This is a genomic window from Bacillus sp. DNRA2, from assembly GCF_012843265.1.
Classification (GTDB): Bacteria; Bacillota; Bacilli; order Bacillales; family Cytobacillaceae; genus Bacillus_BU.
The window spans coordinates 55,434-80,500 of record NZ_JABAIT010000013.1 but is presented as its reverse complement, the minus strand read 5'-3'; the positions used below and the strand labels follow the sequence as shown (position 1 = coordinate 80,500).

Annotated in this window: 35 protein-coding genes; 15 read left to right on the top strand and 20 right to left on the bottom strand. The window is 37.3% G+C overall.

All coding sequences use genetic code 11. The features are described 5' to 3' along the window. The first annotated feature begins 51 nt into the window (after positions 1-51). The 5 genes from HHO41_RS12585 to HHO41_RS12570 all read left to right on the top strand — a co-directional run bounded on the left by HHO41_RS12585 (position 52) and on the right by HHO41_RS12570 (position 2,169). A complete protein-coding gene (locus tag HHO41_RS12585) occupies positions 52-246 on the top strand; it encodes an alpha/beta-type small acid-soluble spore protein (protein ID WP_169099112.1) in 195 nt (64 codons plus the stop codon). Positions 247-323: 77 nt separating this feature from the next. Further along, complete coding sequence (locus tag HHO41_RS22640; RefSeq protein WP_282434282.1) at positions 324-458, top strand: hypothetical protein; 135 nt, start codon at positions 324-326, stop codon at positions 456-458. 157 nt (positions 459-615) lie between these two features. Next, positions 616-1,452 carry an oxidoreductase gene (locus HHO41_RS12580; protein ID WP_169099110.1) on the top strand — a complete coding sequence of 279 codons (837 nt, stop codon included), beginning with the start codon at positions 616-618 and terminating at the stop codon, positions 1,450-1,452. 144 nt (positions 1,453-1,596) lie between these two features. Beyond that, positions 1,597-1,812: a hypothetical protein gene (locus HHO41_RS12575; protein ID WP_169099108.1), complete on the top strand. Its 216-nt coding sequence runs from the start codon at positions 1,597-1,599 to the stop codon at positions 1,810-1,812. 126 nt (positions 1,813-1,938) lie between these two features. Then, the gene (locus tag HHO41_RS12570; RefSeq protein ID WP_169099106.1) at positions 1,939-2,169 is read left to right on the top strand and encodes a hypothetical protein; all 231 of its coding nucleotides are present in this window, start codon (positions 1,939-1,941) and stop codon (positions 2,167-2,169) included. A 281-nt stretch (positions 2,170-2,450) separates the two neighbouring features. Here HHO41_RS12570 and bluB read toward each other — a convergent pair whose 3' ends face one another. Continuing rightward, positions 2,451-3,098 (bottom strand): 5,6-dimethylbenzimidazole synthase, encoded by a 648-nt coding sequence (gene bluB, locus HHO41_RS12565; protein ID WP_169099104.1) that lies wholly within the window; start codon positions 3,096-3,098, stop codon positions 2,451-2,453. Between the two features lie 17 nt (positions 3,099-3,115). Continuing rightward, on the bottom strand, positions 3,116-4,204 hold the full coding sequence (locus tag HHO41_RS12560) for a metallophosphoesterase (protein WP_169099102.1): 1,089 nt from the start codon (positions 4,202-4,204) through the stop codon (positions 3,116-3,118). A 165-nt stretch (positions 4,205-4,369) separates the two neighbouring features. Here HHO41_RS12560 and HHO41_RS12555 point away from each other — a divergent pair, with 165 nt between their 5' ends. The 3 genes from HHO41_RS12555 (at position 4,370) to HHO41_RS12545 (ending at position 8,332) form a co-directional block, all read left to right on the top strand. Continuing rightward, the gene (locus HHO41_RS12555) at positions 4,370-5,194 is read left to right on the top strand and encodes a hypothetical protein (RefSeq protein WP_169099100.1); all 825 of its coding nucleotides are present in this window, start codon (positions 4,370-4,372) and stop codon (positions 5,192-5,194) included. Positions 5,195-5,354: 160 nt separating this feature from the next. After that, positions 5,355-6,482, top strand: a complete 1,128-nt coding sequence (locus HHO41_RS12550) for a GGDEF domain-containing protein (protein ID WP_169099098.1) — start codon at positions 5,355-5,357, stop codon at positions 6,480-6,482. A gap of 176 nt (positions 6,483-6,658) precedes the next feature. Next, positions 6,659-8,332 carry a hypothetical protein gene (locus tag HHO41_RS12545; RefSeq protein ID WP_169099090.1) on the top strand — a complete coding sequence of 558 codons (1,674 nt, stop codon included), beginning with the start codon at positions 6,659-6,661 and terminating at the stop codon, positions 8,330-8,332. A 30-nt stretch (positions 8,333-8,362) separates the two neighbouring features. On the opposite strand, the gene HHO41_RS12540 is transcribed toward HHO41_RS12545, so the two are convergent. After that, on the bottom strand, positions 8,363-8,962 hold the full coding sequence (locus HHO41_RS12540) for a class I SAM-dependent methyltransferase (protein WP_248278447.1): 600 nt from the start codon (positions 8,960-8,962) through the stop codon (positions 8,363-8,365). A gap of 114 nt (positions 8,963-9,076) precedes the next feature. Between HHO41_RS12540 and yyaC the strand changes: the two genes are divergently transcribed. After that, complete coding sequence (gene yyaC, locus HHO41_RS12535; RefSeq protein ID WP_248278446.1) at positions 9,077-9,673, top strand: spore protease YyaC; 597 nt, start codon at positions 9,077-9,079, stop codon at positions 9,671-9,673. Positions 9,674-9,767: 94 nt separating this feature from the next. Continuing rightward, a complete protein-coding gene (locus HHO41_RS12530; protein WP_169099086.1) occupies positions 9,768-10,385 on the top strand; it encodes a PH domain-containing protein in 618 nt (205 codons plus the stop codon). A 41-nt stretch (positions 10,386-10,426) separates the two neighbouring features. Here HHO41_RS12530 and HHO41_RS12525 read toward each other — a convergent pair whose 3' ends face one another. The 6 genes from HHO41_RS12525 to HHO41_RS12500 all read right to left on the bottom strand — a co-directional run bounded on the left by HHO41_RS12525 (position 10,427) and on the right by HHO41_RS12500 (position 13,518). After that, positions 10,427-10,816 carry a DUF6508 domain-containing protein gene (locus tag HHO41_RS12525; protein ID WP_169099084.1) on the bottom strand — a complete coding sequence of 130 codons (390 nt, stop codon included), beginning with the start codon at positions 10,814-10,816 and terminating at the stop codon, positions 10,427-10,429. Positions 10,817-10,822: 6 nt separating this feature from the next. Further along, on the bottom strand, positions 10,823-11,440 hold the full coding sequence (locus HHO41_RS12520; RefSeq protein WP_169099082.1) for a hypothetical protein: 618 nt from the start codon (positions 11,438-11,440) through the stop codon (positions 10,823-10,825). Between the two features lie 21 nt (positions 11,441-11,461). Next, the gene (locus HHO41_RS12515; protein ID WP_169099080.1) at positions 11,462-11,608 is read right to left on the bottom strand and encodes a hypothetical protein; all 147 of its coding nucleotides are present in this window, start codon (positions 11,606-11,608) and stop codon (positions 11,462-11,464) included. A 160-nt stretch (positions 11,609-11,768) separates the two neighbouring features. Then, on the bottom strand, positions 11,769-12,908 hold the full coding sequence (locus HHO41_RS12510) for a zinc-dependent alcohol dehydrogenase (RefSeq protein WP_169099077.1): 1,140 nt from the start codon (positions 12,906-12,908) through the stop codon (positions 11,769-11,771). Between the two features lie 21 nt (positions 12,909-12,929). Further along, positions 12,930-13,292 carry a spore coat protein gene (locus HHO41_RS12505; RefSeq protein ID WP_169099075.1) on the bottom strand — a complete coding sequence of 121 codons (363 nt, stop codon included), beginning with the start codon at positions 13,290-13,292 and terminating at the stop codon, positions 12,930-12,932. 16 nt (positions 13,293-13,308) lie between these two features. Continuing rightward, complete coding sequence (locus HHO41_RS12500; protein ID WP_169099073.1) at positions 13,309-13,518, bottom strand: spore coat protein; 210 nt, start codon at positions 13,516-13,518, stop codon at positions 13,309-13,311. Positions 13,519-13,677: 159 nt separating this feature from the next. On the opposite strand from HHO41_RS12500, the gene HHO41_RS12495 reads away from it, so the two are divergent. Further along, a complete protein-coding gene (locus tag HHO41_RS12495) occupies positions 13,678-13,884 on the top strand; it encodes a hypothetical protein (RefSeq protein ID WP_169099071.1) in 207 nt (68 codons plus the stop codon). Then, a complete protein-coding gene (locus HHO41_RS12490) occupies positions 13,881-14,180 on the top strand; it encodes a spore coat protein (RefSeq protein WP_169099070.1) in 300 nt (99 codons plus the stop codon). Before HHO41_RS12495 ends, HHO41_RS12490 begins: the two co-directional genes overlap by 4 nt. A 91-nt stretch (positions 14,181-14,271) precedes the next feature. On the opposite strand, the gene HHO41_RS12485 is transcribed toward HHO41_RS12490, so the two are convergent. The 4 genes from HHO41_RS12485 to HHO41_RS12465 form a co-directional block, all read right to left on the bottom strand. Then, positions 14,272-14,796 carry a redoxin domain-containing protein gene (locus tag HHO41_RS12485; RefSeq protein ID WP_248278454.1) on the bottom strand — a complete coding sequence of 175 codons (525 nt, stop codon included), beginning with the start codon at positions 14,794-14,796 and terminating at the stop codon, positions 14,272-14,274. Between the two features lie 227 nt (positions 14,797-15,023). Continuing rightward, entirely contained in the window at positions 15,024-15,623 is a 600-nt protein-coding gene (locus HHO41_RS12475) for a hypothetical protein (protein WP_169099065.1), read from the bottom strand. A gap of 188 nt (positions 15,624-15,811) precedes the next feature. After that, the gene (locus HHO41_RS12470) at positions 15,812-16,876 is read right to left on the bottom strand and encodes a 3D domain-containing protein (protein WP_169099063.1); all 1,065 of its coding nucleotides are present in this window, start codon (positions 16,874-16,876) and stop codon (positions 15,812-15,814) included. 193 nt (positions 16,877-17,069) lie between these two features. After that, entirely contained in the window at positions 17,070-18,986 is a 1,917-nt protein-coding gene (locus tag HHO41_RS12465) for a heavy metal translocating P-type ATPase (protein WP_169099061.1), read from the bottom strand. 428 nt (positions 18,987-19,414) lie between these two features. Between HHO41_RS12465 and HHO41_RS12460 the strand changes: the two genes are divergently transcribed. Beyond that, complete coding sequence (locus HHO41_RS12460; protein WP_169099059.1) at positions 19,415-19,558, top strand: hypothetical protein; 144 nt, start codon at positions 19,415-19,417, stop codon at positions 19,556-19,558. 28 nt (positions 19,559-19,586) lie between these two features. Here the strand turns inward: HHO41_RS12460 and HHO41_RS12455 are convergent, their stop codons facing one another. The 6 genes from HHO41_RS12455 to HHO41_RS12430 all read right to left on the bottom strand — a co-directional run bounded on the left by HHO41_RS12455 (position 19,587) and on the right by HHO41_RS12430 (position 22,691). After that, positions 19,587-19,955, bottom strand: a complete 369-nt coding sequence (locus HHO41_RS12455) for an HIT family protein (protein ID WP_169099057.1) — start codon at positions 19,953-19,955, stop codon at positions 19,587-19,589. Between the two features lie 43 nt (positions 19,956-19,998). Next, positions 19,999-20,898: a TIGR01777 family oxidoreductase gene (locus HHO41_RS12450; RefSeq protein ID WP_169099054.1), complete on the bottom strand. Its 900-nt coding sequence runs from the start codon at positions 20,896-20,898 to the stop codon at positions 19,999-20,001. Further along, the gene (locus HHO41_RS12445; RefSeq protein ID WP_169099052.1) at positions 20,895-21,140 is read right to left on the bottom strand and encodes a tautomerase family protein; all 246 of its coding nucleotides are present in this window, start codon (positions 21,138-21,140) and stop codon (positions 20,895-20,897) included. The genes HHO41_RS12450 and HHO41_RS12445 overlap by 4 nt, the downstream gene beginning before the upstream one ends. 119 nt (positions 21,141-21,259) lie before the next feature. After that, positions 21,260-21,652 (bottom strand): hypothetical protein, encoded by a 393-nt coding sequence (locus HHO41_RS12440; RefSeq protein WP_169099050.1) that lies wholly within the window; start codon positions 21,650-21,652, stop codon positions 21,260-21,262. A 420-nt stretch (positions 21,653-22,072) separates the two neighbouring features. Then, positions 22,073-22,483 carry a DUF2085 domain-containing protein gene (locus HHO41_RS22800; RefSeq protein WP_481747096.1) on the bottom strand — a complete coding sequence of 137 codons (411 nt, stop codon included), beginning with the start codon at positions 22,481-22,483 and terminating at the stop codon, positions 22,073-22,075. Then, a complete protein-coding gene (locus tag HHO41_RS12430) occupies positions 22,419-22,691 on the bottom strand; it encodes a hypothetical protein (protein WP_169099046.1) in 273 nt (90 codons plus the stop codon). Before HHO41_RS12430 ends, HHO41_RS22800 begins: the two co-directional genes overlap by 65 nt. A 144-nt stretch (positions 22,692-22,835) precedes the next feature. On the opposite strand from HHO41_RS12430, the gene HHO41_RS12425 reads away from it, so the two are divergent. Together HHO41_RS12425 and HHO41_RS12420 are read left to right on the top strand one after the other, a co-directional pair. Next, the gene (locus HHO41_RS12425) at positions 22,836-23,255 is read left to right on the top strand and encodes an SRPBCC family protein (protein WP_169099044.1); all 420 of its coding nucleotides are present in this window, start codon (positions 22,836-22,838) and stop codon (positions 23,253-23,255) included. Position 23,256: 1 nt separating this feature from the next. Further along, positions 23,257-23,586: an ArsR/SmtB family transcription factor gene (locus HHO41_RS12420; protein WP_169099042.1), complete on the top strand. Its 330-nt coding sequence runs from the start codon at positions 23,257-23,259 to the stop codon at positions 23,584-23,586. A gap of 38 nt (positions 23,587-23,624) precedes the next feature. Here HHO41_RS12420 and HHO41_RS12415 read toward each other — a convergent pair whose 3' ends face one another. Further along, positions 23,625-24,899 carry an MFS transporter gene (locus tag HHO41_RS12415; RefSeq protein ID WP_169099039.1) on the bottom strand — a complete coding sequence of 425 codons (1,275 nt, stop codon included), beginning with the start codon at positions 24,897-24,899 and terminating at the stop codon, positions 23,625-23,627. Positions 24,900-25,067 lie beyond the last annotated feature (168 nt).

Genomic DNA, 25,067 nt, shown 5'->3' with positions numbered 1-25,067 from the left:
AACGATGAGCTAATTTTTTAGCTCAAATTTTTTCGGCGGGAGTGATGGATCATGGCTAGAAACAAACTTTTGGTTCCTGGATCAGAAAGCGCACTAGGGCAAATGAAAGAGGAAATTGCCAATGAGTTTGGAGTTCAACTTGGTGCAGATACGACCGCAAGAGCAAATGGTTCTGTCGGTGGCGAGATGACAAAACGACTGATCGCCCTCGGCGAGCAATCATTGCGAAATCAACAAAATCAATAAATGGTTGTTATGGTTTCACTGGATTGGACCCGCGAATGGGTCCTTTCCTCGTTTTTATTACGATGGGAGGTCTTTAGATGACGAATAAAAATAATAACCGCGAACGGATGAATAAATACCCAAATACTAAACGACAGGATACTGAATTCAACAAGGACACTGACATAAGAAGCGCCATTACGAAGCAAGATTTAAAAAATAAACAATCTTGACTGGTTCATCATCGGTTTTTGAAATAATCGCCGTTTTTCGGATTTAATCGCCGATATTAAAAAGCGACCAATTATTTGGCCGCTTTTTTATCTTTCATTTGCCACTAAAGGCGTTCACTCGTTAAAATTAAAGAAAAGCTTAGTTAAGGAGCCAAACATGAACGATAAAATAGCCATCATTACGGGTGCCTCCAGCGGCTTTGGCCTGTTAAGCGCCATTGAACTCGCAAAACAAGAATTTCAAGTTGTCGCAACAATGCGGGACCTCAAAAAAGCAGATTCTCTCCTAGAACTAGCCAATCAAGCTGGTGTAGTTAAGCGAATCCACCTCCACTGTCTAGATGTCACTTCAATCGAAAGTATTCAACAATTTTCTGAATATTTACCACGTTTTAAAACCATCGATGTTTTGGTCAATAACGCTGGTTATGCTCTTGGCGGCTTTAGTGAGGAAATTTCAATTGATCAATATCGGCAGCAATTTGAAACGAATTTCTTTGGAGTGATTAGTGTTACCAATGTCGTCCTCCCAATTATGCGCACCCAAGGTCATGGTAAAATCATAAATATGAGCAGTATCAGCGGAAAAATTGGCTTTCCTGGGATGTCTCCATATGTTGCCTCAAAACACGCCCTTGAAGGATACAGTGAAAGCTTGCGTCTTGAACTTAAGCCCTTCGGAATTGACGTTGTCCTGATTGAGCCTGGATCCTATTCAACCAATATTTGGTCGATTATCGACACAATCCCTGTTAATCAAGACTCCCCCTATCATGAATATCTGAATAGAATTTTAAATCAGGTGAACACCGGAAAAGCAAAACATGGAAATCCACTCGATGTCGCCAAACTTGTTGCTGAAATAGCTTCCATGCAAAAATCACCAAAGCTTCGTTATCCGATTGGTAAAGGGGTAAAACTGAACATTATACTGAAAAGTCTCTTGCCATGGCGAACTCTTGAAAATATCATTCTTAAACTGTTATTAAAATAATGAATAGGTTTCTTAAATTAAGTAAATCCTAATCTTACATATTGGTTTTTTTATTATAGGCTGTGTTATGTTGATTATTCGCAAGTTGCTTGGAGCGGAAATCAACATAAACACAGCGTTGTTTTTAGATTAGGAGGTATCTGAATGGATCGACAGCAATTTGAACAACTCGGTGATGAATTGCGAGAGATTGGTCATAAACGACGGAAACTTGCTGAGCAAGTATTTCAGGAGGTACAAGAAGGTGATGGGCACGCTTCAAAAGAGCTTTATCAAGAATTGAGCCATGTATCTGAGCAAGCGATTGACATTATCATGAAACAAAAACAAATCTTTGACGAACAAGTTCAAAGCCTGTAAATTATTAAGGCATAGCTTTCAGTTGCTATGTCTTTTATATCGCAACAAATTATCCATTTTATGGATAACGTTCCGATTAATGGAGAGAATACTTATGTAACTATGTAAAAATAAAGGAGCAAAATAATGTTAAAATTAGTTAACGATATGGAGTTTGAAATTACGAGTAGCTTTGTCCCGAATATTAGCAAAGCTGAAAAACTGAAAATTATTGAAGTGACACCAGAGAGCGTCGTCGTCCAAATGCATAACTCAAACTGTCGAGGCGTTTTTCCGATGGATAATTTCCAATATTGGGTTAAAAGAAGCTCATTAATCCACATTATAGATGAGGACTATGAACAACAAACATCATAAACTGTTATGAGTTCATTTCTCAGTATAATTCTCCGAGTTTTGAACTCATGAGCTCTTCATAAGTTCATTTCCGTAAATTATTCTCCGAGTTTTGAACTTATGAACCCATTATGAGTTCATTTCCGCAAAATAATTTCCGAGTTTTGAACTTATGAGCCCTTCATGTGTTCATTAAACCAAATTTTCCTGAGTTCAGAAGCCTATAAGCACGACAGGAGTTAATTTCATAAACGAAGGGGCTGTCCGGTCATCAATCGAACAGCCTCGATTTATTATCAGCCCTATTTTTGCCCCCATTGATCTTGAAAAATCAACTGGTCCAATTCTTGTCGTTTTTCCCAATTGGCAAGTTCCAACAACGGCCGCTCTGGATAATGGTCCGTATAGCCAATTGAGATTAATGCTAATGGATCAATATGCGGTGGAATTTGAAGAATATCACGCACATCGTTCTTTTTATAAAAGCTGACCCAGCCCATTGCCAGCCCTTCAACACAGGCTGCCAACCACATATTTTGAATCGCACAGGCGGTTGAAAGTGCATCAGTTTCAGGTATCGAATTACGTCCCAATACATGGGAGCCACCTCGCGTAGGGTCACAGGTAACACAAATGGTTAGTGGTGCTTCCTTTAATCCCTGAATCTTTAACCCTAAAAACTTCGATTCCTTCTCTTCGTTTTCTTCATAATGAATCGCAAGTGCGCGCCGCTCTTTATCAGCAGCCCATGCCAGTCTTTCTTTTACCTCATCAGAAGAGATAATAACAAAATTCCATGGCTGACTAAAGCCCACTGACGGAGCATGATGTGCAGCATGTAAAATTCGATTTAACGATTCCTCTGGAACCGGATCTGGTAGAAACGTGCGGATATCGCGGCGATGATAGATTGCTTTATATACCGCTTCCTTTTCTGCTTGTGAAAACATGATTCTCCCCCTTTTTTCTATTTGCCAACGAACTTAACCTCAATGACCATTGCCTCTGCTTGGGTACCGATTCGAAGCGGTGGTCCCCACAAACCAAACCCAGATGAAACGAGGGAATGAAGCTCACCTTTTTTTAAATATCCATAATCGTTTTCATAAATGAGATGCGTGAGCAGATTGGCCGGCCAAAGTTGACCTCGGTGGGTGTGTCCTGATAATAAAATATCCACGCCAAATTCCTCTGCTTCCTTGAGGTCCTTCGGTTGATGATCCATCATAATGATTGGTCTATTTTTATCCAATTTATTAAGATAGTCATTAAGTTTTATTCGACTGTTATCCGTGTGTTCCTTCCTGCCAACAAGATAAAAATCTTGAATTTTAATAAAATCGTCCATTAACACGTGAATTCCTAGCTTGTTCATCTCGGAAATGATATCATCCTTATCACCACCGTAGTAATCATGATTTCCAAGTACAGCATATACACCAAGGGGCGCATCTACCTTACCGAGAACTTCCCCCATATTTTGCTTTAGATAAGGTTCAATATTGTCATTGATAAGATCACCTGGAAGTAGCACAATATCAGGCTTTTCCGTATTGACTAAATCAACCAAACGCTCCAAATGATTCTTTCCGACTAATTGTCCCAAGTGAATGTCTGAAGCCATGAAAATTTTCAAATCTTTAAGGTCTGACCTTTTATTGATTTCTACAGTATAGTTCCGAACCGTAGGAGTCCATGCATTGTATGTACCATAGAGAAAAATAAAAAAGTAAACACCGATGACTCCGATCGAAATTGGTACCAAATATTTCTTTTTTAATAAAAAATAAAGCAAGTTTGCAAGCGGTAAAATCAAGATACTATACGAAAGGATGGCCATCCAATAGCCGCTAATCCATTGTAGCGGCCGATATGGAAGCATAATTTCGAAAAATAAGGACAGCGAAAGAAAAACTATTAAGGTAATATAGCTTTTTTTGTATTTAGTTAAGGTGGTATTTTTGATCAGAATCCAGCCGTTTCGGCCGATATAATAGCAAAGCAGTCCATAAATAATAATGGTCAGAATAACAGCGAGGATGATTGTAATTTTCATGTCAATTGCGCACCTTTTTGTTTTATTTTTACCTAAAAAAATCTTACAAGGAAGTCAAATATATTTCAAATATTGAACTTTCTCATTTCGAACTAATTCTTGAACATCTCGATTGGCTTTTTATCCTTTTCCCATTGTAAAATAGGTTAGAAAGGATGTGAAAGCATGGCAATTACTTTACCGCATATTGAAACTGCCAATACAACTCACTACATTCCGCCAAAAGGTGAATACATACATTTTTCTGATGAAAAGCACTTTGCCGAAAAAGTTCGGGAATGGGGCTTAAGTAGTGCGAAGGATGTTAAGAAAGAATTTTGGTACAAAGAAAGAACGCTACAACGTCTCGTGACGATCAAAGGTTACGAATCCTACGGAGTCACCGGAGAATTTGACACGTTAGTCATCCAATTTCAAGATGGCAATCTATCTTGTATTAATCCAGCCCTATTAAAAGAAATGCAGTCTGCGAGTTTCGCCAAGGAATTGATGATTCAAACGACAACAGAACAAATTGAAGCTTTGGAGGATTCCAATCGAGCGAAAAGCAGTTCAATTGACTCCACGACATCTCCTGAGAGTCAATCTTCTGATTCCGGGGAAATTACACCAAAAGCCGCCCAACCAAGCAAAGTAAAAAAAGAAAAAGCACCGAAACTTATTCTCCCAGAGGAAAAGGTTCATTTTACCGCCCAAGTAAAGCAATTTGCGCTAAGCTGGAACCATTTTAATGAGGAAAATGATGAAGTCGTCATTCTGGAAAATGTTAGGATTGACTCTGAAACACCAGTTGAAGTAGGTCTTGCTTGGTGTGCTCATAGTAAAACACTGAAGAAATTTGAGTTAACACCAGCAGAAACGCTTGAATTTGACGGTAAAATTGTCAAAAAATCTCTACCAAAAGGCAAAGACATTGACGATGAAGCGCTTCGTTTCGATGGGACTGTGGCATACAAAATCAATAATCCATCTAAGCTTAAAAAGCTTTAAAACATGATCCTGTGATAATTTATCACAGGTTTTCTTATTAGATATACTAGTTCGTTCAAATTATCTACAATTCCCAAAGTTATGTAAATTTCATAATGTGATAAAATATGTTTAAGTTACTATTATTATACTGATATATTATCGCTTTAGGAGGTGGAGCATGAAGTATAAAGGTCGATTAGTAGGAATAACCCTTGTAATACTCCAATTAATCATGTGGATTTTCCACCACAAGCTCCATTTTACCGAAACAGGAAATAAAATCTTTGAGATGATCATGATTGTATTCTACATCCCGATTTTTTGGATTCTGGGTAAAATATACGACAGAAATAAACATCATACAAAGGAGCTTAAAACAAGTAACAAAAGGTTTCAGACGATCTTCGAAAAAGCTGGAATTGGCGTTGCTCTCATTGATCAAAATGGCCGCCCCGTTATGGTAAATCCAAAGCTACAAGAAATGTTAGGATATTCTGAAAGTGAATTAACAAAGTTAACATTAAATGACATTAGCGTACCAGAGGATGCACAAATAAATTACGAACAGTTACATAAACTAGTTAAGATGGAAATCGAATCCTACACATTAGAAAAACGATATATTAGAAAAGATGGACAGATTGTGTGGGGTGAAGTGACTTCTTCCTTATTCCCAAATAACCAAGGTGATTTTTCTTATGTCATTGGTATGGTGAATGATATTACTGAGCGTAAAGCCACTGAACAAAAGCTTATGAAATTAAACCAGGAATTAGAATATCGTTCTAATCGTGATGGATTAACAGGGATTGCCAATCGCCGATATTTTGATGAGCAGTTCGATTTTGAATGGACAAAAGCCGAAAAGCTGAAACAACCACTTTCCTTAATCATGTTTGATCTCGACTTCTTTAAAAATTACAATGATACATATGGTCACATAATGGGCGACAATTGTCTTAAAAGTGTAGCTCGTTTACTCTCTGGGGTAACTGATTATCCCATTTGCTTGCCTGCTCGCTACGGAGGCGAGGAATTTGCTATTATCGTACCAAATTCTACGCTACGAGATGCAGAAATAATAGCTGAGCAAATTAGACTCGATGTTGAGGAACTTAAACTTCCACATAAACAATCTGTGATCAGCCCTTTTGTTACAATTAGCGTTGGGGTCGCTTCTATAATACCTGATTCGGGTTCAAATTCGGAAACCCTGATTCACTTTGCCGATCAAGCATTGTATCAAGCAAAGCTTAATGGACGAAACCAAATATATTGTCTACAAGCAGTTGAACTAGTCCACTAAAAAAGCTTGCCTCAACTCCTATAGAGTGGAAGCAAGCTTTTATTTATTCTCATATTTTTTCTTCATTTCTTCGCCTTTTAACGAATTAAACTTATAATGAATAAATACTATGTTCTTGAAACTTTCTGCAAGATGAATCGTACATAAAACTATGACATTTCAGAAGGAGAATTTTTATGGGAAATATTTTTCTTTTTTCGCTTATTGCCAGTCTAATATTTTCGCTATTACTCATTCCATTTTCGAGTGGAAAATCGAAGGCAGCAAAAAAACCGACTGCAACCTTTCTGCTTGGAGCCATTATTGTTTTCTTCATTCTCATTACTGCAACGTTTTATGTTACTAATCTAGATCGAAACTTCACGATTCTGTGGGCTCCGGTCATCATCCTTTCGTTGATTGGGACTATTTTCTCGAACGGCTTTGAACAAAAAATCAAAGGCATCGTATTTTTAGCAAGCCTTGCCTTAGGCGTGTATTTCCTAACCGCCTTTATTTTTAATTCCAATGAAAAATTTGATTCTGCAAAAATGACACAGAAAGTTGAAATCGAAACCTTTGATGAAAAAGAAACACCTGCAAGCGTTCCACCGCAATTTGCCCGTAATAAAATGAAAAAAGCATTCGGTCAAGTACCGAACACAAGCTATTACGAATTAGGAAATCTGCAAATTCAAAAAATCGATGGAAAATATGTATATATTGCACCTGTAGAGTTTTCTGGTTTCTTTAAATGGATGAACGGTGACGTAACACCAGGCTACTTTATGATTAGTGCAACCGATTCCTCAGCAAATCCAAAGTTTATTAAAGCAGAAATGAGCTACACACCTTCTTCATTTTTCAATAAAAATATTGAACGACATATGCGAATGAACTATCCAAACGCGATTTATTATGGTGATGTTCAGCTTGAGATAGACGAAGACGGAAAACCATATTACATTCGATCATATGGAGAATTCATTTCGGCTCGAAATGGGTTTGAAGGAAAAGGAATTGTCATGGTCGATCCGAAAACTGGAAAAACAGATTCCTACACTTTAGATAAAGTACCCGATTTCATTGATGGAGCAGTATCTCCAGAAGTCGTCAGTTTACAAAATAGCTATTTTGGAAATTACATTCATGGGTTCTGGAATAGCAAGTTTGGCAAATCCGATGTAAAATTGCCATCTGATGAAGGAACTGAAGCCAATGTAAGTCCGATTTTTGATGAAAATGGAGAAATGTATTATTTTACTGATTTTACAAGCCCTAAAGAAGGCGTCGATTCCATGCTCGGTTACTCATTAACTAATGCACGCACCGGTGAGGCGACCTATTATACCGGTAACATGGAAGAATCGTATATGGATTCACAAGGTGCCTTGCAAATAATTGAGAAGAAATTCATTGAGAAGAAATGGTTTGGTGCAATGCCAGTGCTTTATAACTTCTACGGCGAAGCTAGCTGGCTCTCACCAGTTTTGGATACAAATGGATTTTTGCAAAATTACTTCATTGTCTCGGCGGCTAACCCAGAGATTTCTGTTTATGCTAGCACACCGAATGAAGCATTAAAGCAATACAAAACAGCCCTGCAGCGTGGTGGAAGCACTGTTAAGGGTAGTTCGAAGGCAGACGAAAAACATGCGAATGGCACTGTTATTCGTGTATATAAGGAGAAATCAGGAGAATTTACGATTGTTAGTTTCCTTTTGGATAATAACAAGAACTATACAATCTCCTCCGAAAATAGCCCACTTGCGATTTACTTAAAAGAAGGTGACGTCGTCAAGGTAACCTACATGGATACCGAAGAGGACTTTCTCCCTGCAAAAAAAGTTATTATTGAAGGATTAAAATAACCATTTAACACAAAACCACAATGAATTTATTCATAGTGGTTTTGTTGCTTTAATTATGACAAAAAGGCCTTTGTAATAGTCTTTCTTTTCCGTGATTTCCAAACTGTGAGATTTCAAAAGTTTAATTGTATTGCGATTTAAACAGCACCCATCGCAAATTCGTTTCCAGGCTGGGGTTAACCAGTCCTGTAATTGAGCTAAGAAACGATTCTCCATTTTTACATGTTCAAAGAATAGGATTTTACCTCCTGGTTTCAGGACTCGTTTAATCTCGTTTAGCGCTGAATCCACATTCGGAATCGTACAAAATACAAGAGTTGCGACAACAGTATCGAAGCAGTTATCCATAAACGGCAGCTGTTCTGCACCAACACCCACAATTTCGATTGGGACTGCTGCTTTTTGCTTTTTTATGAATGATTTTTCTATCATTGCCGGATTTGGCTCAATCGCATAAACAGCTTCAGCAAGATCAATTTCATATAATGGGAAATTAACTCCGGTCCCCGATCCTATTTCAAGTACCTTTCCCCTAGCCTCTTTCAATAAATCTTTCCGGATCGCCTTGAATTTTCCCTTCTCAAGAGGGTTCATAAAAAAATCGTACCATTTTACAAATTGTCTACTCAATTGTTTCATCTCCGTAACAATATATGGAATTTCTAAATTAGGAAGGAATATAGACATGTTATGCTGAATATTTAATCAGCAGCAACCTTCGATTAATTAACAAGGGGAATCGTCATGCGCAATCAGATGGACCAGTTCTCAAGCAAAGTTTCATCATTCATACCATACAATCACCGTCTCAGCCCCCTTTTGATAAGGGATGCCTTATATTCCCTCATTCCAGAAGGGACTGAGCACATTTATGTTGCGGGAATTGGCTCAAACCGAATAAGTGGTGATAGTCTTGGTCCTTTTGTTGGCACCCTTCTAGATGATTTATTCCCAAACCACTTAACCGTATTTGGGAATCTTAAACTTCCGTTAGATTGTATATCGATTGAATCAGAAATCTCCAAACTTTCACTACCCGGTCATTCCTTTGTCGTGGCTATTGATAGTGTACTTGGCAATGATAATACGATCAATTCGATTGTTGTCCAAAATGGGCACATTAAGCCTGGTAAGGGACTTGGATCTGACCTCCCACCGATTGGTGATTGCAGTGTGATGGGTGTAGTTGTCAAAAATGACTGTGATTTAGAAACGGAATTACTATTTTCTGATCTTCACCTGATTTATACGATGGCAAACAACATTGCCAAAGGAATTTCACTTGCTGTTCGGCAATATTTTCATTATCCATCGACCCATCCTATTTTACAAATCGGATAAACTTCCAAGTCGTTGTGTCGATTTATTTTACGAATAGCAAAAATAACCAGAATCATAGAATGATTGAGGATACTTAAGGAGAGGACGGGATTTTATGTTTAAAAAAATTGCTGCAGATGCACTAGGTTTATCAGATATCGGAAAAATTATTGACCCATCAGATTATGATAAAGCAGATGCTGATGATTACGTGATGCATGAAGATCAAGAAAAGATTTACTTCCTGATCAAAACGAAAAAGGATGAATATTGCTTTACTAACTTAGCATTGATTCATGTAGATGGCGAAAGTGCCGTTTCGTCTAAACGGACATTAAAGCGCTATCCTTATTCCCGGCATCGCATTTCGAACGTTTTGCTTGAAACAGCTGGAAAAATTGATCTTGATGTTGAAATCAAATTCAAGATGGGTGAAGTACAATTTGATATTGATGTTCAGAAAAACCAAATTGAAAAACTTAAGGATCTTTATAAATCGTTAACGCGAATTTCAGAAATTACCCATGAAAATACAGTAATCACGCGAATGGCTGAATTAAGTCTTGATAAGGCGAATAATATCCTCCAAAATTCTCGTACTGATGTACAAACAAATTTAGCAACTTCATATCAGGAACTCACAGAATTTGGCTTCAAATGGCTAACTCAAGTTCGCGATCAGTATCATGAAAAAGACTTTGGCAAAGTGTTTGAAAAATACATTAATAATTAGACTCTCGACAAAAAACTTGGTTGAATTATCAACCAAGTTTTTTAATGGATATCTACTAATTCCTTTAATCTTAATAAAATCTTTAAGAATATCTGTTCCTGATAGGCGGTCTCCCACGCACCATCACAATAACGCTCAGCGCGGACATAATAGGTTAATATGGCTGATAGTAACTCTACGTCTGCTGCAGATATCGCAGCCCGGTATTTCTTATCAGGAACCCTTTCATTTATGATTTCAAAATAATTACCATTCAATAATTGAGCATCATGGACGGCATCGATGAAGTGAGTAAACTCACGGTCATATTCAGGATAAGGTAATATTAAACTGCCATCTACGGTATCTTGACCAGTTGTCCATTTACAGAAGTTTGGGTTTTCTTGATTAAAATATGGTATGTAGGCAATAATTTCATCGTAATTAGACATTTCTAATCACCTCAGTGTGTTTTGGAGCCATCGCTTAAAAAGGTCGAGCATGTTTGATCTTCGTCTGATTTTGTCAGTGAAAATTGCTTTCGAATTTCGATATTCTGCTAAATAATGATGCAACTCCTCGCCTAATTCTTGGATAACGAGACGCTTTCGAATATACGCAGGGAGATTAATCATTTCATCAAAAGCCAACTTCTCATCGCCAACGATGATTTTCGTTAATATGTAACCCTGATAACATTCGACAGGAAGTGGTACTTCCCACCTTAATCCGATTGTTTCTTCAAATAGGATAGCTGCCCTCTGATAATCACTATTAAAAACATGCATGAGTGCGTCATTATAAGTTTGATAAATCTTCTGATAAAGCGGAAGCTTTGCTTCAACGGTTTCCATTGCCTGCATGACCCCATTGCAGTACTTATCTGTTATTTCAGACCATATCTGTAAAGCCTTGGCTGGGTATCCAGTAAATACATAGGCTAATCCAGTCACCCACCTTGCCTGATCAAATGTGACATTTTCGTTCACCATGTTCTCAAGGATAATCAATGCCTCATCAAATAATTCATCCTTCATATAATCAACCGCAAGATTATACGATTCCTGCTGATTCATCACAATCCCTCTCTACCTTTATTAATCCGATCTTCTATCCTCCGCTTGCAGTTTTCTTTTTTGAAAATCGATTTCTCTTTCTTCCTCGTTTCTTTCTAAAAGAACAATAGGTTTTAATTCCAATAACTTTTGCTTAAATTCCTGTATATAATCGCTTTCCTTTTTCATCTATTTTTCCTCACTTACTATATATGAAAAATATTTATAGCATTATTTTAACACAACGCTGTTGATACCGAAAAATTAAACCTCACTACACAAGGAAGCTGTCTCAAAAGGGTTTCATTAACCAACTTCTGAGACAGTTTCTTTTATTCAGTCTTTTATATCAATGCGGTTTCAATATGACCTTAATGCATCCATCGGTTTTCGTGTCAAAGACCTCATAGCCCATTTTCGCTTCATCTAATGGCAACACATGAGTGACAATATCACTTGGATCTACTTTACCTTGCGCAAAAACATCATATAGAAATGGCATATACGGAATCACTGGTGCTTGTCCCGTTCGAATGTTGACGTTGCGCTGAAAAATATCCCCTAGCGGAAATGCGTTATATCTCATCCCATAAACACCAGTGATTTGAATAGTGCCCCCTTTACGCACAGCCTGTGTTGCCGTTACAATTGCTCCCATTGACCCTCCGTGAAGTTTAAGTCCAGTGGCCAAATACTCCAAAGGTGTCATTTTTCCATCCATTCCCACACAATCAATGACAATGTCTGCTCCCCCTTGAGTGATTTCTTTCAAATACTCACCAACATTTTCAAGCTTTTCAAAATTCACAATTTCCACATGATTGGTTCGTTTTGCATGCTCGAGCCGGTAATCAATGTAATCAACTGCTATGACTCTTTTTGCCCCTTTAAACCAAGCAAATTTTTGTGCTAGAAGCCCTACTGGTCCGCATCCAAGTATGATGACTGTAGATCCGTTTGTTACGCCTGCATTTTCAACTGACCAATACGCAGTCCCTGCGGCATCTGCTAACAATACCAATTTTTCATCCTCTACTTCGCAATTTTCAGGAATTTTAAACGGGGTGAAGTTTCCATACGGCACTCGCAAATATTCAGCTTGTCCACCTGCATATCCCCCCGTTGTTTCTGAATACCCTAAAAAGCCACCCATTTCACCATGAGGGTTAGAATTATCGCATTGGCTCGTTAAATCATGCTGACAGTACCAACATTGACCGCAACTCATATTGAACGGGATAATCACCCGATCACCTTTTTTCAGCTTCGTAACATCAGGTCCAACCTCTTCGACAACCCCCATTGGTTCATGACCAATTACATAATCCTCCGGCGTGTTAGGAATCATCCCATGAATTAAATGAAGATCGGAACCGCAAATGGCTGAGCTCGTGATTTTTACAATAATATCATCTGCTTTTTGAATCGTCGGGTCTTGTACCTCTTTTACGGCAACGTCTTTTATGCCTTGATAGGTTACTGCTCTCATCGCTAACTCCCTCCAAACATGCTAAATATTCGGTGTTGCAAAGGTTCCCCGTCGGTCCGTGTCAATTGGGAACAGTTCCATATCGGCAATACTAAGAGCCATATCTGCTGATTTTATGTCTAACTCAATTTGCTTATTTACATCGTGAGGATATAACCAACCCTTGTTTAACATTAACTCGGTCACTTCACTATGTAAATCAATAGCCTGCTCCATTTGCTTATATAAAACTTGCCGAAGCTCTGGACTTGCTGTTTCGGTTAAAGTAACCGCATAGTAGCGAATGCCGGTTTTAATTCCCAATAAAAAGTCCATCGCAAATGCTGAGTCAGCCATATTGGGCATGCCCTCTGAGTATTTCGGATCTAAATAATCCTGGTTCATGATACCTCTCCTTATGTTAATAGTCAGTACGCGCTTGCTCGTACAAGCCTTTTAATTCCTGAAGTGCTTGAACAGATTGCTGGACATCTTTTTGCATTAACGCTTTAAGGTCATTATCGAAACAAATACCTTGCATCAGCTTTGATTTCATTAAACAGACTGTTTTAAAATTTATCATTTCATGTGTATCCATCGTTTCATGGTAACCAAGCACAGGATTCTCCATTATTTATCCACCCTTTTGTCAGAATCTAGAGTTAATTTGCCATGTTTAAGTAATAGTATTCAGTTTCGCTTGATTGAAAAAATAACAAATATTTCTTTGAGGGCTTTCTAATTATTTGCACACAATGAAATTAATCATATGATAAAGGAGTTTTTCCGCATGACAAAATTCATGGCTTTACACGAGACACTCGAAATTCATGAACTGTTAACATTCAAAAATTTATGTTTAACCAAAGCTTTTGTAATGGGTAAGGTAGCACAAGATCCTGAACTAAAAGCAATTTTAAATGCTGATGTCGATTCGGGCATTCGGGATATTAGCAGACTCCAGCAATTTATAACAGATGGGAGTGATATCCAATGAATAATATGATAAAAAGTTTAATGGGAATGGGTGGAATGACCGATCAAGTCATTGCCTCGGATTTTCTTATCTCTGCGAAGGCTGGGGTACGAAATTTGGCGTTCGCAATAACTGAATGCACCACTCCTGAGGTCAAATTTTCATTACGTGAGCAATTGCGAACTGCTGTTGCGACACATGAAAGCATATCGAATTACATGGTTGCTAATGGAATGTATCATCCTAATAATTTACAAGAGCAGCTCCAATTGGATTTAAGTATTACTGAAACAGCGCTAAATCTTACGAATGATTAGTATATAGTGGTTTTGGTTTTGATATAAACAATTGATTAAAATAATCCCATAAATAAAAATACCTTGCGAAATAAAATCGCAAGGCATTTTTTTAATTTAAGAATTCAGATGAATCCATGTTCTTTTCTTGGTTCATCCAAATATTTACTGACGGAGTATCGTTTAATTTTTCCAGTTCATCAAATACTGCTTGATAATGTTGTTGATTATCTGCTTTGAATGAAGTATTTATGTAAGTCAGCAATCCATCCTTGTTTACGACAAACACTGAACGTATCGCAGTCCCTCCCTTTGGATTAAACACATTATAAGCTTTAACTGTGCTATTATCCCAATCTGATAATAGCGGGTACGGCAAAGTTCCCATACTTGCTTCAAAAACGCGATGGGAGTGAATATGATCAACACTTATTGCCAAAATATCCGCGCCAAATTGTCCAAATTTCTCATAATCCTCTTTCCAAGAGGCAATTTCCTTGATTCATCCCGGTGTAAAATCCATACCATAAAATGCAACGACTAGATTCTTTTTACCATAGTAGTCTGATAGTGAAATTTTTTCCAGTTTGGTTGCTGGCAAGGTAAAATCTGGTGCTGGATCTCCAATTTTCAACATCGCATCCATATAATTTCCCCCTTTGTTTGTAAATCTTCTCTATTAGACTACCCATTATTGGATATTTTTATTAATAACAAATATCAATACAAATTCTGTTAGACATAAAACCCTATATATGCTGGGGACACTTTGTTTAAGCAGATTAATTTAAATGAAATTGAAAATTATCAGCAAAACCAAAGGGTGCTCAATATCGACACCCTTCGGACTTCTATACTGTTCTGTTAATTCGAACTACCTCTTCTGCGTGATCTTCTCGAATCTCTTGAGTCTCTAGAATCATTAAAGAAACTATCAAACGCTGAATAGTGTGAATCGGATTCTTTGTCCCGTTCTTTTTTATCATATTTATCGTACTCTTTATTCCGGCCTTTATGATAATCTTTCTTGTATTCGTCATAATTTCCTTCATGCTCATCTTTACTTTTTTTCTTTTTATCATCCTTACGAATAACCTTCAATTCAACTCTTACCTTACTATTGCTACTACTACTGCTGCTTTCATCTTCACATCTTTCTTCTTTTTCGTGATGATCGTTTTTATTTTTTTCTATTTCACATTCGTCCAAATTCCTCTTATTGATCTTAATGACCTGCTTCGATTGTTCTTTTTTCGTCTCCTTAACTGTATCTTTTTGCTTTTCTTTTGTTTCTGCCTTCTTCTCTTCTCTTTTTGACTCTTCTTTATCATGATCTCTTTTCATTTTTTTTAATAATTCTTTAATACCATCTTTATAACCGTCACTATAACCTTCCCGGTAACCATCTTTGAAACCTTCATAATAGCGATTTTCGTCGTGATGATCTTTTGAATTATTACTCACTCTATTCCATCCCCTTTATATATGACTTGTTAAACGTCTTATATAAGGTATTCCAAATCGTACATTTATCTTGTATTTATACCCATCTATATCGGAATTGGATGTTTGTGCCAGATAAAAAGCAAAAGCATGTCCTCATAATAATGAGTGACATGCTTTTTCTAGATCTTTTATAGTATATAAGTCTACTAATTTAGGATAATAACTTTTACGGTTTTTCGGCCCCATGATAGTGCAGCTGCCTTTGAAGGCATTAACACATCAATTTTATAACCTTTAATAGCTGAACCAGTATCTCCCGCAATCGCTTCACCATAACCTTCGACCCATACTCTGCTTCCAAGAGGAATAACTGAAGGGTCCACGGCAATGATTTTCAGATTAGGATTTTCATGAATATTGTAGCCTAATCTTGTTGTTGGACCAGCCTCTTCTGGGCTATATGCAGTTGCAGAAACGAACAATTCTCTGCCATCTCCAGTAGGTGCAACTTGTTTAACTCCTTGGTTAGCAGTAACCGCCGCTGAGGCCGCTGCCTGTTCTTGGCGAATTCGTTCTTGTGCTGCCTGTAGCTCAGATTGAATCCCGGCTTCTTGCTGTTCGATTTGGCTATATTTTGCCTGCATTGCCGAAAGACTTTCTTGACGAGCTTGTAAATTTTGATTCAACTCATTTTGTTGCTGTACAAGTGTGTCTTGTTCTTCATTTAATATTTGTTGTTGTTCATCGATTTCTTTTTTACGTTCTTCAATTTGCTTTAAGTCCTGTTTTTGCGCTTCTAGAATATCATTATCTGCATCAAGAAGAGCATTAACAGCGCTTGCCCTTTGGATAAAATCATCAAAACTCTTAGACTCGATTAAAACCTTAATAACTAAATTAAAATTATTATCGTCACTTTGAAGGGCTTTTAGTCTGTTTTTCATAACCTCTTTTCGATTATGAATTTTATCCTCGAGAATGACAATCTGCTCTTTATTTTGTTCAATCAGCTGATTCATTTCGTCAATTCTCTTTTGGGTATTAGCCATTTTTGTCTTATTCTCTTCAATAAAGTTATTTAACGACTCCATATCTTGTTGTATGTTGGCTATTTCATTATTAATCGATTGCTTTTCTTTAGCCGTCTGGTCTAACTCTTGTTGTATGTTTTGTATCGTTTCAGTGTTTGCTTTCGCATCACCAATGAAAGTCCCTGAAACACATAACATCGTTGTAAAACTTAAGAGAATCATACGCTTAAATTCTGGCATGCACTTCTCCTCCTCGACAACTAATTATAACAGAAGAAAACAACTGTTATGTTACAAAAGGATTAAAAGTGCTGTAATCTTAGGTACAATAATTACCAATTTAAGCTGATTTTTGTTAAAAACAACCAGATTGAAGCGTTTTCAGCAAACTATTGTTACAAAAAAAATACAACAGCATTTCTGCTGTTGCATTTTATGAACGTAATAGTCTTAATCCATTTAATATGACCAATATGGTACTTCCTTCATGACCAAGGACCCCAAACGGTAGAGCAAGAGCTTGCAAAAAATTTGAAGCGATTAAAAGCATAATAACAGAAATTGAGAAAATGACATTTTGTTTAATAATGCGATTCATTCGTTTCGATAACCTTACAGCTTCTGCAATTTTCGGTAAATCATTTTTCATTAAGACCACATCTGCTGTTTCTAAAGCTACATCAGTACCTTCACCCATTGCAATTCCAACTGTTGCAGTGGCAAGTGCTGGCGCATCATTAATGCCATCACCAACCATGGCGACGGTTTGATAGCGTTCCTTTAATTTTTTCATCTCATCCACCTTTGTTTCAGGTAAGCACTCTGAGATAAAATAATCAATTCCTGCTGCCGTTGCTATCGTTGTCGCTGTTTTGTTACTATCACCTGTAAGCATGATAGTATGAATACCCTCCGCCTTTAATGAACGGATAGCCTGAATTGCCTCCTCTCGAACACAATCACTTAATGTTACAATACCAGCAATTCCTTTATCATCACTTGCGTAGACAATCGTTTTTCCTTCATCTTGGAAACTTAATGCAATACCATTTTGAAATCCCTCAGCTTCAGCGCGACCTACAAAGTCGGCCTTACCAACCTTCCATTGAACAGAGTCGAGCGTTGCCTGCACACCATATCCAGCAAGATCCTCCATGTTTTCCGGTTTCAGTAATTCTTGCGGATTCCGATTCGCATATCGAACAATGGCTGCTGCAAGCGGATGATTGGAATATTTTTCAATTGATGCTACATGTAATAAAAATTGATCTGTACTTACATCTTCACGTACCACAACATCCGCTACCTCAGGTTTTCCTTTCGTCAATGTGCCAGTCTTATCAAAAGCAATCGCTTGTAGGTTCCCAAGGTTTTCTATATGAACGCCACCCTTAAACAAAATTCCATGTCTGGCACCATTGGAAATGGCAGATAAAGTGGCCGGCATTACCGCTGCAACTAAAGCGCATGGTGAAGCAACTACTAATAATATCATCGCACGATAAATGGTTTCCGTCCAACTCCACCCTAATGCGAAATGGGGAACAAACATCATCAAACCAACAACAATTAATACCGTTTTAACATATCTTCCTTCAAACTGTTCGATGAATTGCTGAGATGGAGACTTCTCACTTTGTGCTGATTGAACAAGCGTTATGATTTTTTGAAATAATGTTTCACTGCTAGGTTTAGTCATTTCAATCATAATGGTCCCACGTAAGTTAACTGTCCCTGCAAATACTTCATCGGAAATGGTTTTACTTACAGGCATCGATTCACCTGTAATAGCTGCTTCATCTAAATTCGTCTGTCCTTCAATGATTCTTCCATCGGTTGGAATCCGTTCACCTGGCTTAATAAGTATGTTATCCCCAACACAAAGCTGTTCGAGACGAACTTTTTCCTCTATCCCATCATTGATACGAATTGCTTCTTCAGGCTGCAAATCCATTAACGACGAAATTTCCTTCTGACTTTTATTCAAGGTGTAGGTTTCAAGTGCTCCACTTAATGCAAAAATAAAGATTAAAATTGCCCCTTCATTCCAGTATCCAATAACCGCGGAACCGATCGCCGCTAAAATCATCAGCATTTCCACATTTAGTTCTTTATTGGCAATAGTATCTTCTAATCCTTCTTTCGCCTTAGAAAAACCCCCAATGATATAGGCTGCAAGATAAATTACAATTGCAGCAGTCTGCCAATCGGTTTTCATGCAGAGCCAGCCTGCTAAAATAAGCACTCCACTGAATAAGGCAGCTATTAATTCAATATGCGGTCTTACTTTTTCTAAAAAAGGTGCCTCGATTTGTACTGGCTGCTTTATCGTTTTTACTTCAGCAAGCATATTTTTACCTCCCCTTTGATTACACATCTTAGATTCTCAAAAATAAATTTTAAATGAGAATGAAAATCTCGTTCATTTTTGTAAAATAACAATAAGGTGTACTACTTAACTAAATTTATCCCTATTAACGTAATGACATCATAACACAGGTGATTTAAAAAATAAATAGTAATAATTTTAAATAAATAATTATTATTGATAATGATTTTCATAATCATCAGATTATTTTCAATTACTGAATAGTTTATGGGAAAATTTAGGGATGGGTCACAATTCCGATAAAGTGTGAAGTAAGTTGGGAATTAAGATAAAAGTTTTAATGAAAGATAACCAGAAAAAAAATCAATGTCAGATTATCTAACAATACAATATCTTTCAAAAAAATTATGAAGTAAACTTAATTTACTTAAGACCTAGGAGGTAATAATATGGTAGTAAACGACAAAGTATTATACTCAGGCAATGTGTACAGAATCTTCTATGATTATCGAAATGGACAATATGAAATTAAAAGCGAGAATAATCCTAGAAAAGTATTATTAGTATCAGAACATGAAATTTTAAAAATGTGAGTGAACATAATCGTTCCCTCACATTTTTTCATTCATATATTCTTTTTTCCGGTATGACTCCTCTGACTCCACCTCTTGGATCGTTAATATCACTAGTGAAACGGGGAATTAAATGAACATGGACATGAAAAATCGTTTGCCCAGCAGCTTCGCCACAATTTATTCCAATATTATATCCATGCGGGGCACTTACATCATCCAGTATGTTTTTGCATTGGTCCAATAGATCATTCATAGCACGTCGTTCTTCGACACTAGCATCAAAAAAACTGCTAAAATGTCGTTTCGGGATGATGAGTATATGCCCATCACTGACTGGATATTTGTCATAAATAGCATAAGCAAGATCATTTTCAGCAACTGTATTAATTTTCTCACTACAAAAAGGACATTCCATTTATGTTTCACCTCACGTTTGTTAGGTTTTTAAATCCTATTCGTTATTTGAGCAAATCTTCTAATGCTGATTTAAGCGTAGGAAAAGTAAATACAAACCCCGAATTTTCTAGTATTTCAGGAATAACTTTCTGTCCTTCTAACACAAGGGCACTTTTTTGGCCTAAGACAAACTTCATAGCAAAGTCTGGAACGGGTAACCAGTGCGGACGATGTATAACCTCCCCAATTGTCCTACCAAATTCATCCATCGTAACTGGAGAAGGTGCTGTAATATTTACTGGTCCCCTTACTCGCTGAGATTCGATAACAAAGATTATTGCCCTTACAACATCCAATACATGGACCCACGAAACCCATTGTTTCCCTGTACCAACTCGCCCTCCAACAAAAAGTTTATAGGGAAGAACCATTAACGGGAGTGCTCCGCCTTCTCTACCAAGGACTACACCAAATCGCATAAAAACGCAACGAATCCCATCGGCCGCCACTCTACCAGCTTTTTCTTCCCAATCTTTAACTGTTTTTCCAAGAAAATCATTGGCAACTTCATGATTAGTTTCTGTATATTCTACTTTATCTGAAGCAGGATAAATTCCAATGGCACTAGCATTAATGAACACGGAAGGTTTAACGTGCAACGTGGCAATAATACTTAGAAGTTCATCGGTTGACTTCATCCTACTTTCATAAATCTGTTGTTGATGTTGCTTTGTCCAACGCCCTGCGTTAATTGAAACTCCTGCTAAGTTAATAAACACGTCCGCCCCTTCAAGCTCCAATTGGGGATTTGAGTCAGCAGTTAGCCATTTCACATATGAAATGTTTCCCTTTGCTTGTTTGGGGTTTCTTGTCAAAATCACGATATGATGGCCTTTATCAAGTAAATATCGGGTTAATATTTCTCCAATAAAGCCAGTACCTCCAGCAATCACGATTTTCATTTTATCTCCTCTTCAGCTTCGGATAGTGTTGTTCCGGTTTGACCGAATCCTTCTCCGAATTTTAATGAATGCAGTTTGCCGTTTGAAGCCCAATTTTCACGCTCATATTCGTCAAAAAGTACTGTCACCCATTCCGCTTGCACGTTTAAAATGTTCGCTGCTTCTTTGGTAATTGCCTCTACAAATTTCTGCTTTTGCGCCTCGCTTCTTCCCTTTGCTAATTTAATTGTTATCACTGGCATTTTGATATCACCTCTTCAAAACTCTATTACTATGTATTTCTGGTAAAAATTAGCGAAACCTTTTTTAATAATAAATTTTTTTGAAGGAATGAGATTTCATAGGCGGATACTAGCAAGCTTCATTCTTTCTTGTTCATATCAATCAAATTTATTTTTTCTGTTTGATTTGCACCTTCAACCCAAACGATGAAAAATATTAATGTTTCATTTTTTGAGTAATATCCGCAATCATCGGTACATTGATAAACAATTTCACCATTTATAAGTTTGGGTTCCTGTTCACCCTCGAAAAATGGCTTGATGTGATATTCCCCAACACGAATCGATTTTTTCCCCTTATATTTGATCCTGATAGTATGGGTACCATTTAGACCGGTGAGTTTAGCTTGAACCCGAACTTGCCAATTTGCGTTTTCACCTTGATAAGTTACCGTTCTTGTCCGAAAAACAACTAGATAAAAACAAACTACGATAAGCAGTAAGACCATGAATCTAAGATGATTACGTTTCATAGAAAAAAACACCTCATTATCATTAGATGCTAAGTTTCTAGAAAGTATGTAATTAAGCAAAGTACTACGAACAGAGCGCAACTCAAGAAAATATGAATAAAGTATACTATCAACAAACTGAAGGTGGATTATATGCCTATGTGGTGGTATCCAAGCAAAAGAACCCCAGCAAACCCAATAATCGGGCAAGCGTGGATGGGAAAACATGTAGTAATTGTTCAATGCACACCAACCAACCAATTCCTACACATGTATCAAAGCAAGCATGCTCCCATTGAACCTCCGCACACAAATTGTGCCGAAACTCTTGCACAATTACTAAGCATCGGTTATCAAATCCATACCATAACACCGATTAACCCCAACACCATCCAATACATTTTAATGCAGTAAAGCGATGGGGGACTGTCCCCCATCGCTTTACTGCATTAAAATATCGAATAAAAAACGACTAACATATGCTACGATCATAGATTGACCTAGTCCACATATTAATCCAGTCCATAATCTCAAGAAATTAGTACTCGTATGTACTCCTATCCTTTGTAGTGTCCCATCAATAACCATCGGAAAGTTGAGCACGATCGCTAACCAAAGCGGAAAGGAAAAATCGATGAAGAGCAAAAACGGCAAAAATAGATACCCTAGTAATATCGCCATGCAGCGATAACATAGCGGGAATTGTTTCCCTCTTATTATTAAAGACCGTTCTTTTTTACGATGGCATGGTACAAATTGTAAGGTGAAGATATCCCTAATAACTTCATTAATCACAATTTGGTCCTCCACAATCACAATCTGGTTTACAATCCGAACTACAATCCAATCCATCACAATCGCAATCAGGTACAGCGCAATCGAGACAATCCCACTTCCACGAGTTATATTTCCGCTTAGAAGCATAATATGCGATGGTAAAAATCAAACTAACAGCACTAGCAACAATAAAAATCGTCCCAAATAATTCATTGCCTGCTGAAAATAAATATCCTCCTGTTACTCCGAGAATAAGTGTAAAAGTGAATAAAAGAAAAAACATCGACAACACACCCAACAACATTTTTTAAACATTAATAATTATATGATATCAAAATTCGAAACTTGACATGAAACCAAATGGTTTTATATACTGAAATACGAAACCAAACAGTTTTACATTTCATTATCGAAAGTAGGAGCATATATGGAAAATACACTACAAGATATTCAACAGTCAGTAATCATTAATGCACCAATTGAAAAGGTATGGGAAAAAGTTTCATCAGCAGAAGGCATCAGTGCATGGTTCATGCCTAATGATTTCAAACCAGAAGTCGGATATGAATTTCACATCCAGTCACCGTTTGGACCATCACCTTGTAAAGTAACGGAATTATCTCCTCCGCACAGATTATCTTTTACTTGGGATACTGATGGTTGGATTTTGACCTTCATATTAAAGGAGTTAGGAGAACAAACTGAATTCACGGTCGTTCATGGTGGCTGGAAACAAGCGGATGAAATTATTGGCAAAGCTGGCGAAAAAGCTGGAACAGTTCGCGAAAATATGAGCAAGGGCTGGATGGGAATCGTACAAAAACTGCGTCAGCAAATGGAGAATTAATATGTCTTCTCCTGCCAAAAAGCATGATGTCTTTCAGGCAATTGCTGATCCAACAAGACGTGAAGTGTTAAGGCTATTGGCAGAAAAGGAATTACCGATTTCAGAAATCACGTCACACTTTTCGATTAGCCGCACGGCAATTGCTAAACATTTACAAATCTTAACTGAAGCAAATCTGGTCAGTGGTCGAAAATCAGGTCGTGAAAAAATCTTTCATCTTCAACCAGAACCATTAACTGAAATTAAACAATGGTTAACATTTTATGAGCAGTTTTGGAACAATAAACTTTCGATTTTAAAATATATTGTGGAAGACGAAGAAAAACGCTAGGTTATGATAACCCAGCGTTTTCTTCATTAATCACATTATTATTCACTTGTCTCAAGTACTTGATTTCCAACCGTATCTTCTACCTTCTTTTTAAAAAGAGGAATCAGAAGGATTGCTCCAATTAAAAATAACAAGCCTGAAAGTAAATAAACTCCAAATAACGTTAACGGCACCTTCACCACTCCTGAAAGTGACATTCCGACGACCATCATTCCCATGAACAATGGATTAAGTACACCATTTACACGACCAACGAAATCCTCAGCCGAATTTTTAAGAATCAATGTATTAATTCCGATGTGAATACATGGGAAGAACAATCCATTAAACACCTGTAAAATGATTGTAAGTGTTGAACTTGTCGACCAGCCAATGCCGATTGTACCAATCATATTGGCAAGGATCCCGATAGACAATAGCATTTGTGGTGAGATTTTCCGTGAAATGGCCATGATAAAACCGCCGCCTACGAGCATTCCAACCCCATTGGCAACCAACAACCACTGTAGGAATTCTTTTGTCATCCCTAAGTTTTCTATCGCCACAAAAATCCCAAGAGGTTGGATCAATCCGACAGCTAATCCTGATACGGCAAACATTCCGCCCATTACTTTTAAGACTGTACTAGACAACACATACCGAAGTCCATCGACTAATTCCTTCTTAAAGTTGTTATCGGCTTTGCCCTCTTTTTCAATATCCTTCGGAAGCCTTGTTAATACTAATGCAGATAGGAAGAACATGACTCCCATTACCGCAATTGATACATTAATGCCGAACTTCTGATAAACAAATGTGCCAATCATCGGTCCAACCACCATAAAGATGGCCATTAAGGATTGAAACATCGCCATAACCGACTGCAGCTGCTCTCCTGGAACATGTTGTTTAAATAATCGCATTGCAGAAGGCATGGAAAATTGTGATAACACTGCAGACATGAATGTTGCAAAAAATATCACATGCCATGAACCGTAAATCAATGTAAGAAGTACTGCAAACACTGAAATTCCTGAAAGTAAATCACACCACACCATTGTTAATTTTGGCTTCCACCGATCAGCAAAAGTCCCTCCAATAAATGAAAAAATAAAAATAGGTGCGAACTCGGCAACCGAGATGAGGGAAACATACAACGGATTGTTGTTTGTTATGTCAGTTACATAAAGAAGAATGGCAAAATTTCTTACCCATATTCCTAGCTGCAGCAAGAAATTAGAGGACATAATTGCCAGAACAATTTTATTGGCAAAAATACTACCACCAGACTGTTCTGGATTTTGCGGAAAACCTTTATTTTCGGATATTTCCATTAGCATCACCCTTTCCATAACCTATATAATCTTAGGATTTATATCTGAAGTCAAGTAAATAAATGTTTTTTTATAAAAGATTATGCCATTTGTTTGAATTTACGAAAGCTTTACATCGATTAAAAATTGAATTAACACTTATTTTGTATAATTTAGTCAAAGGAGGTG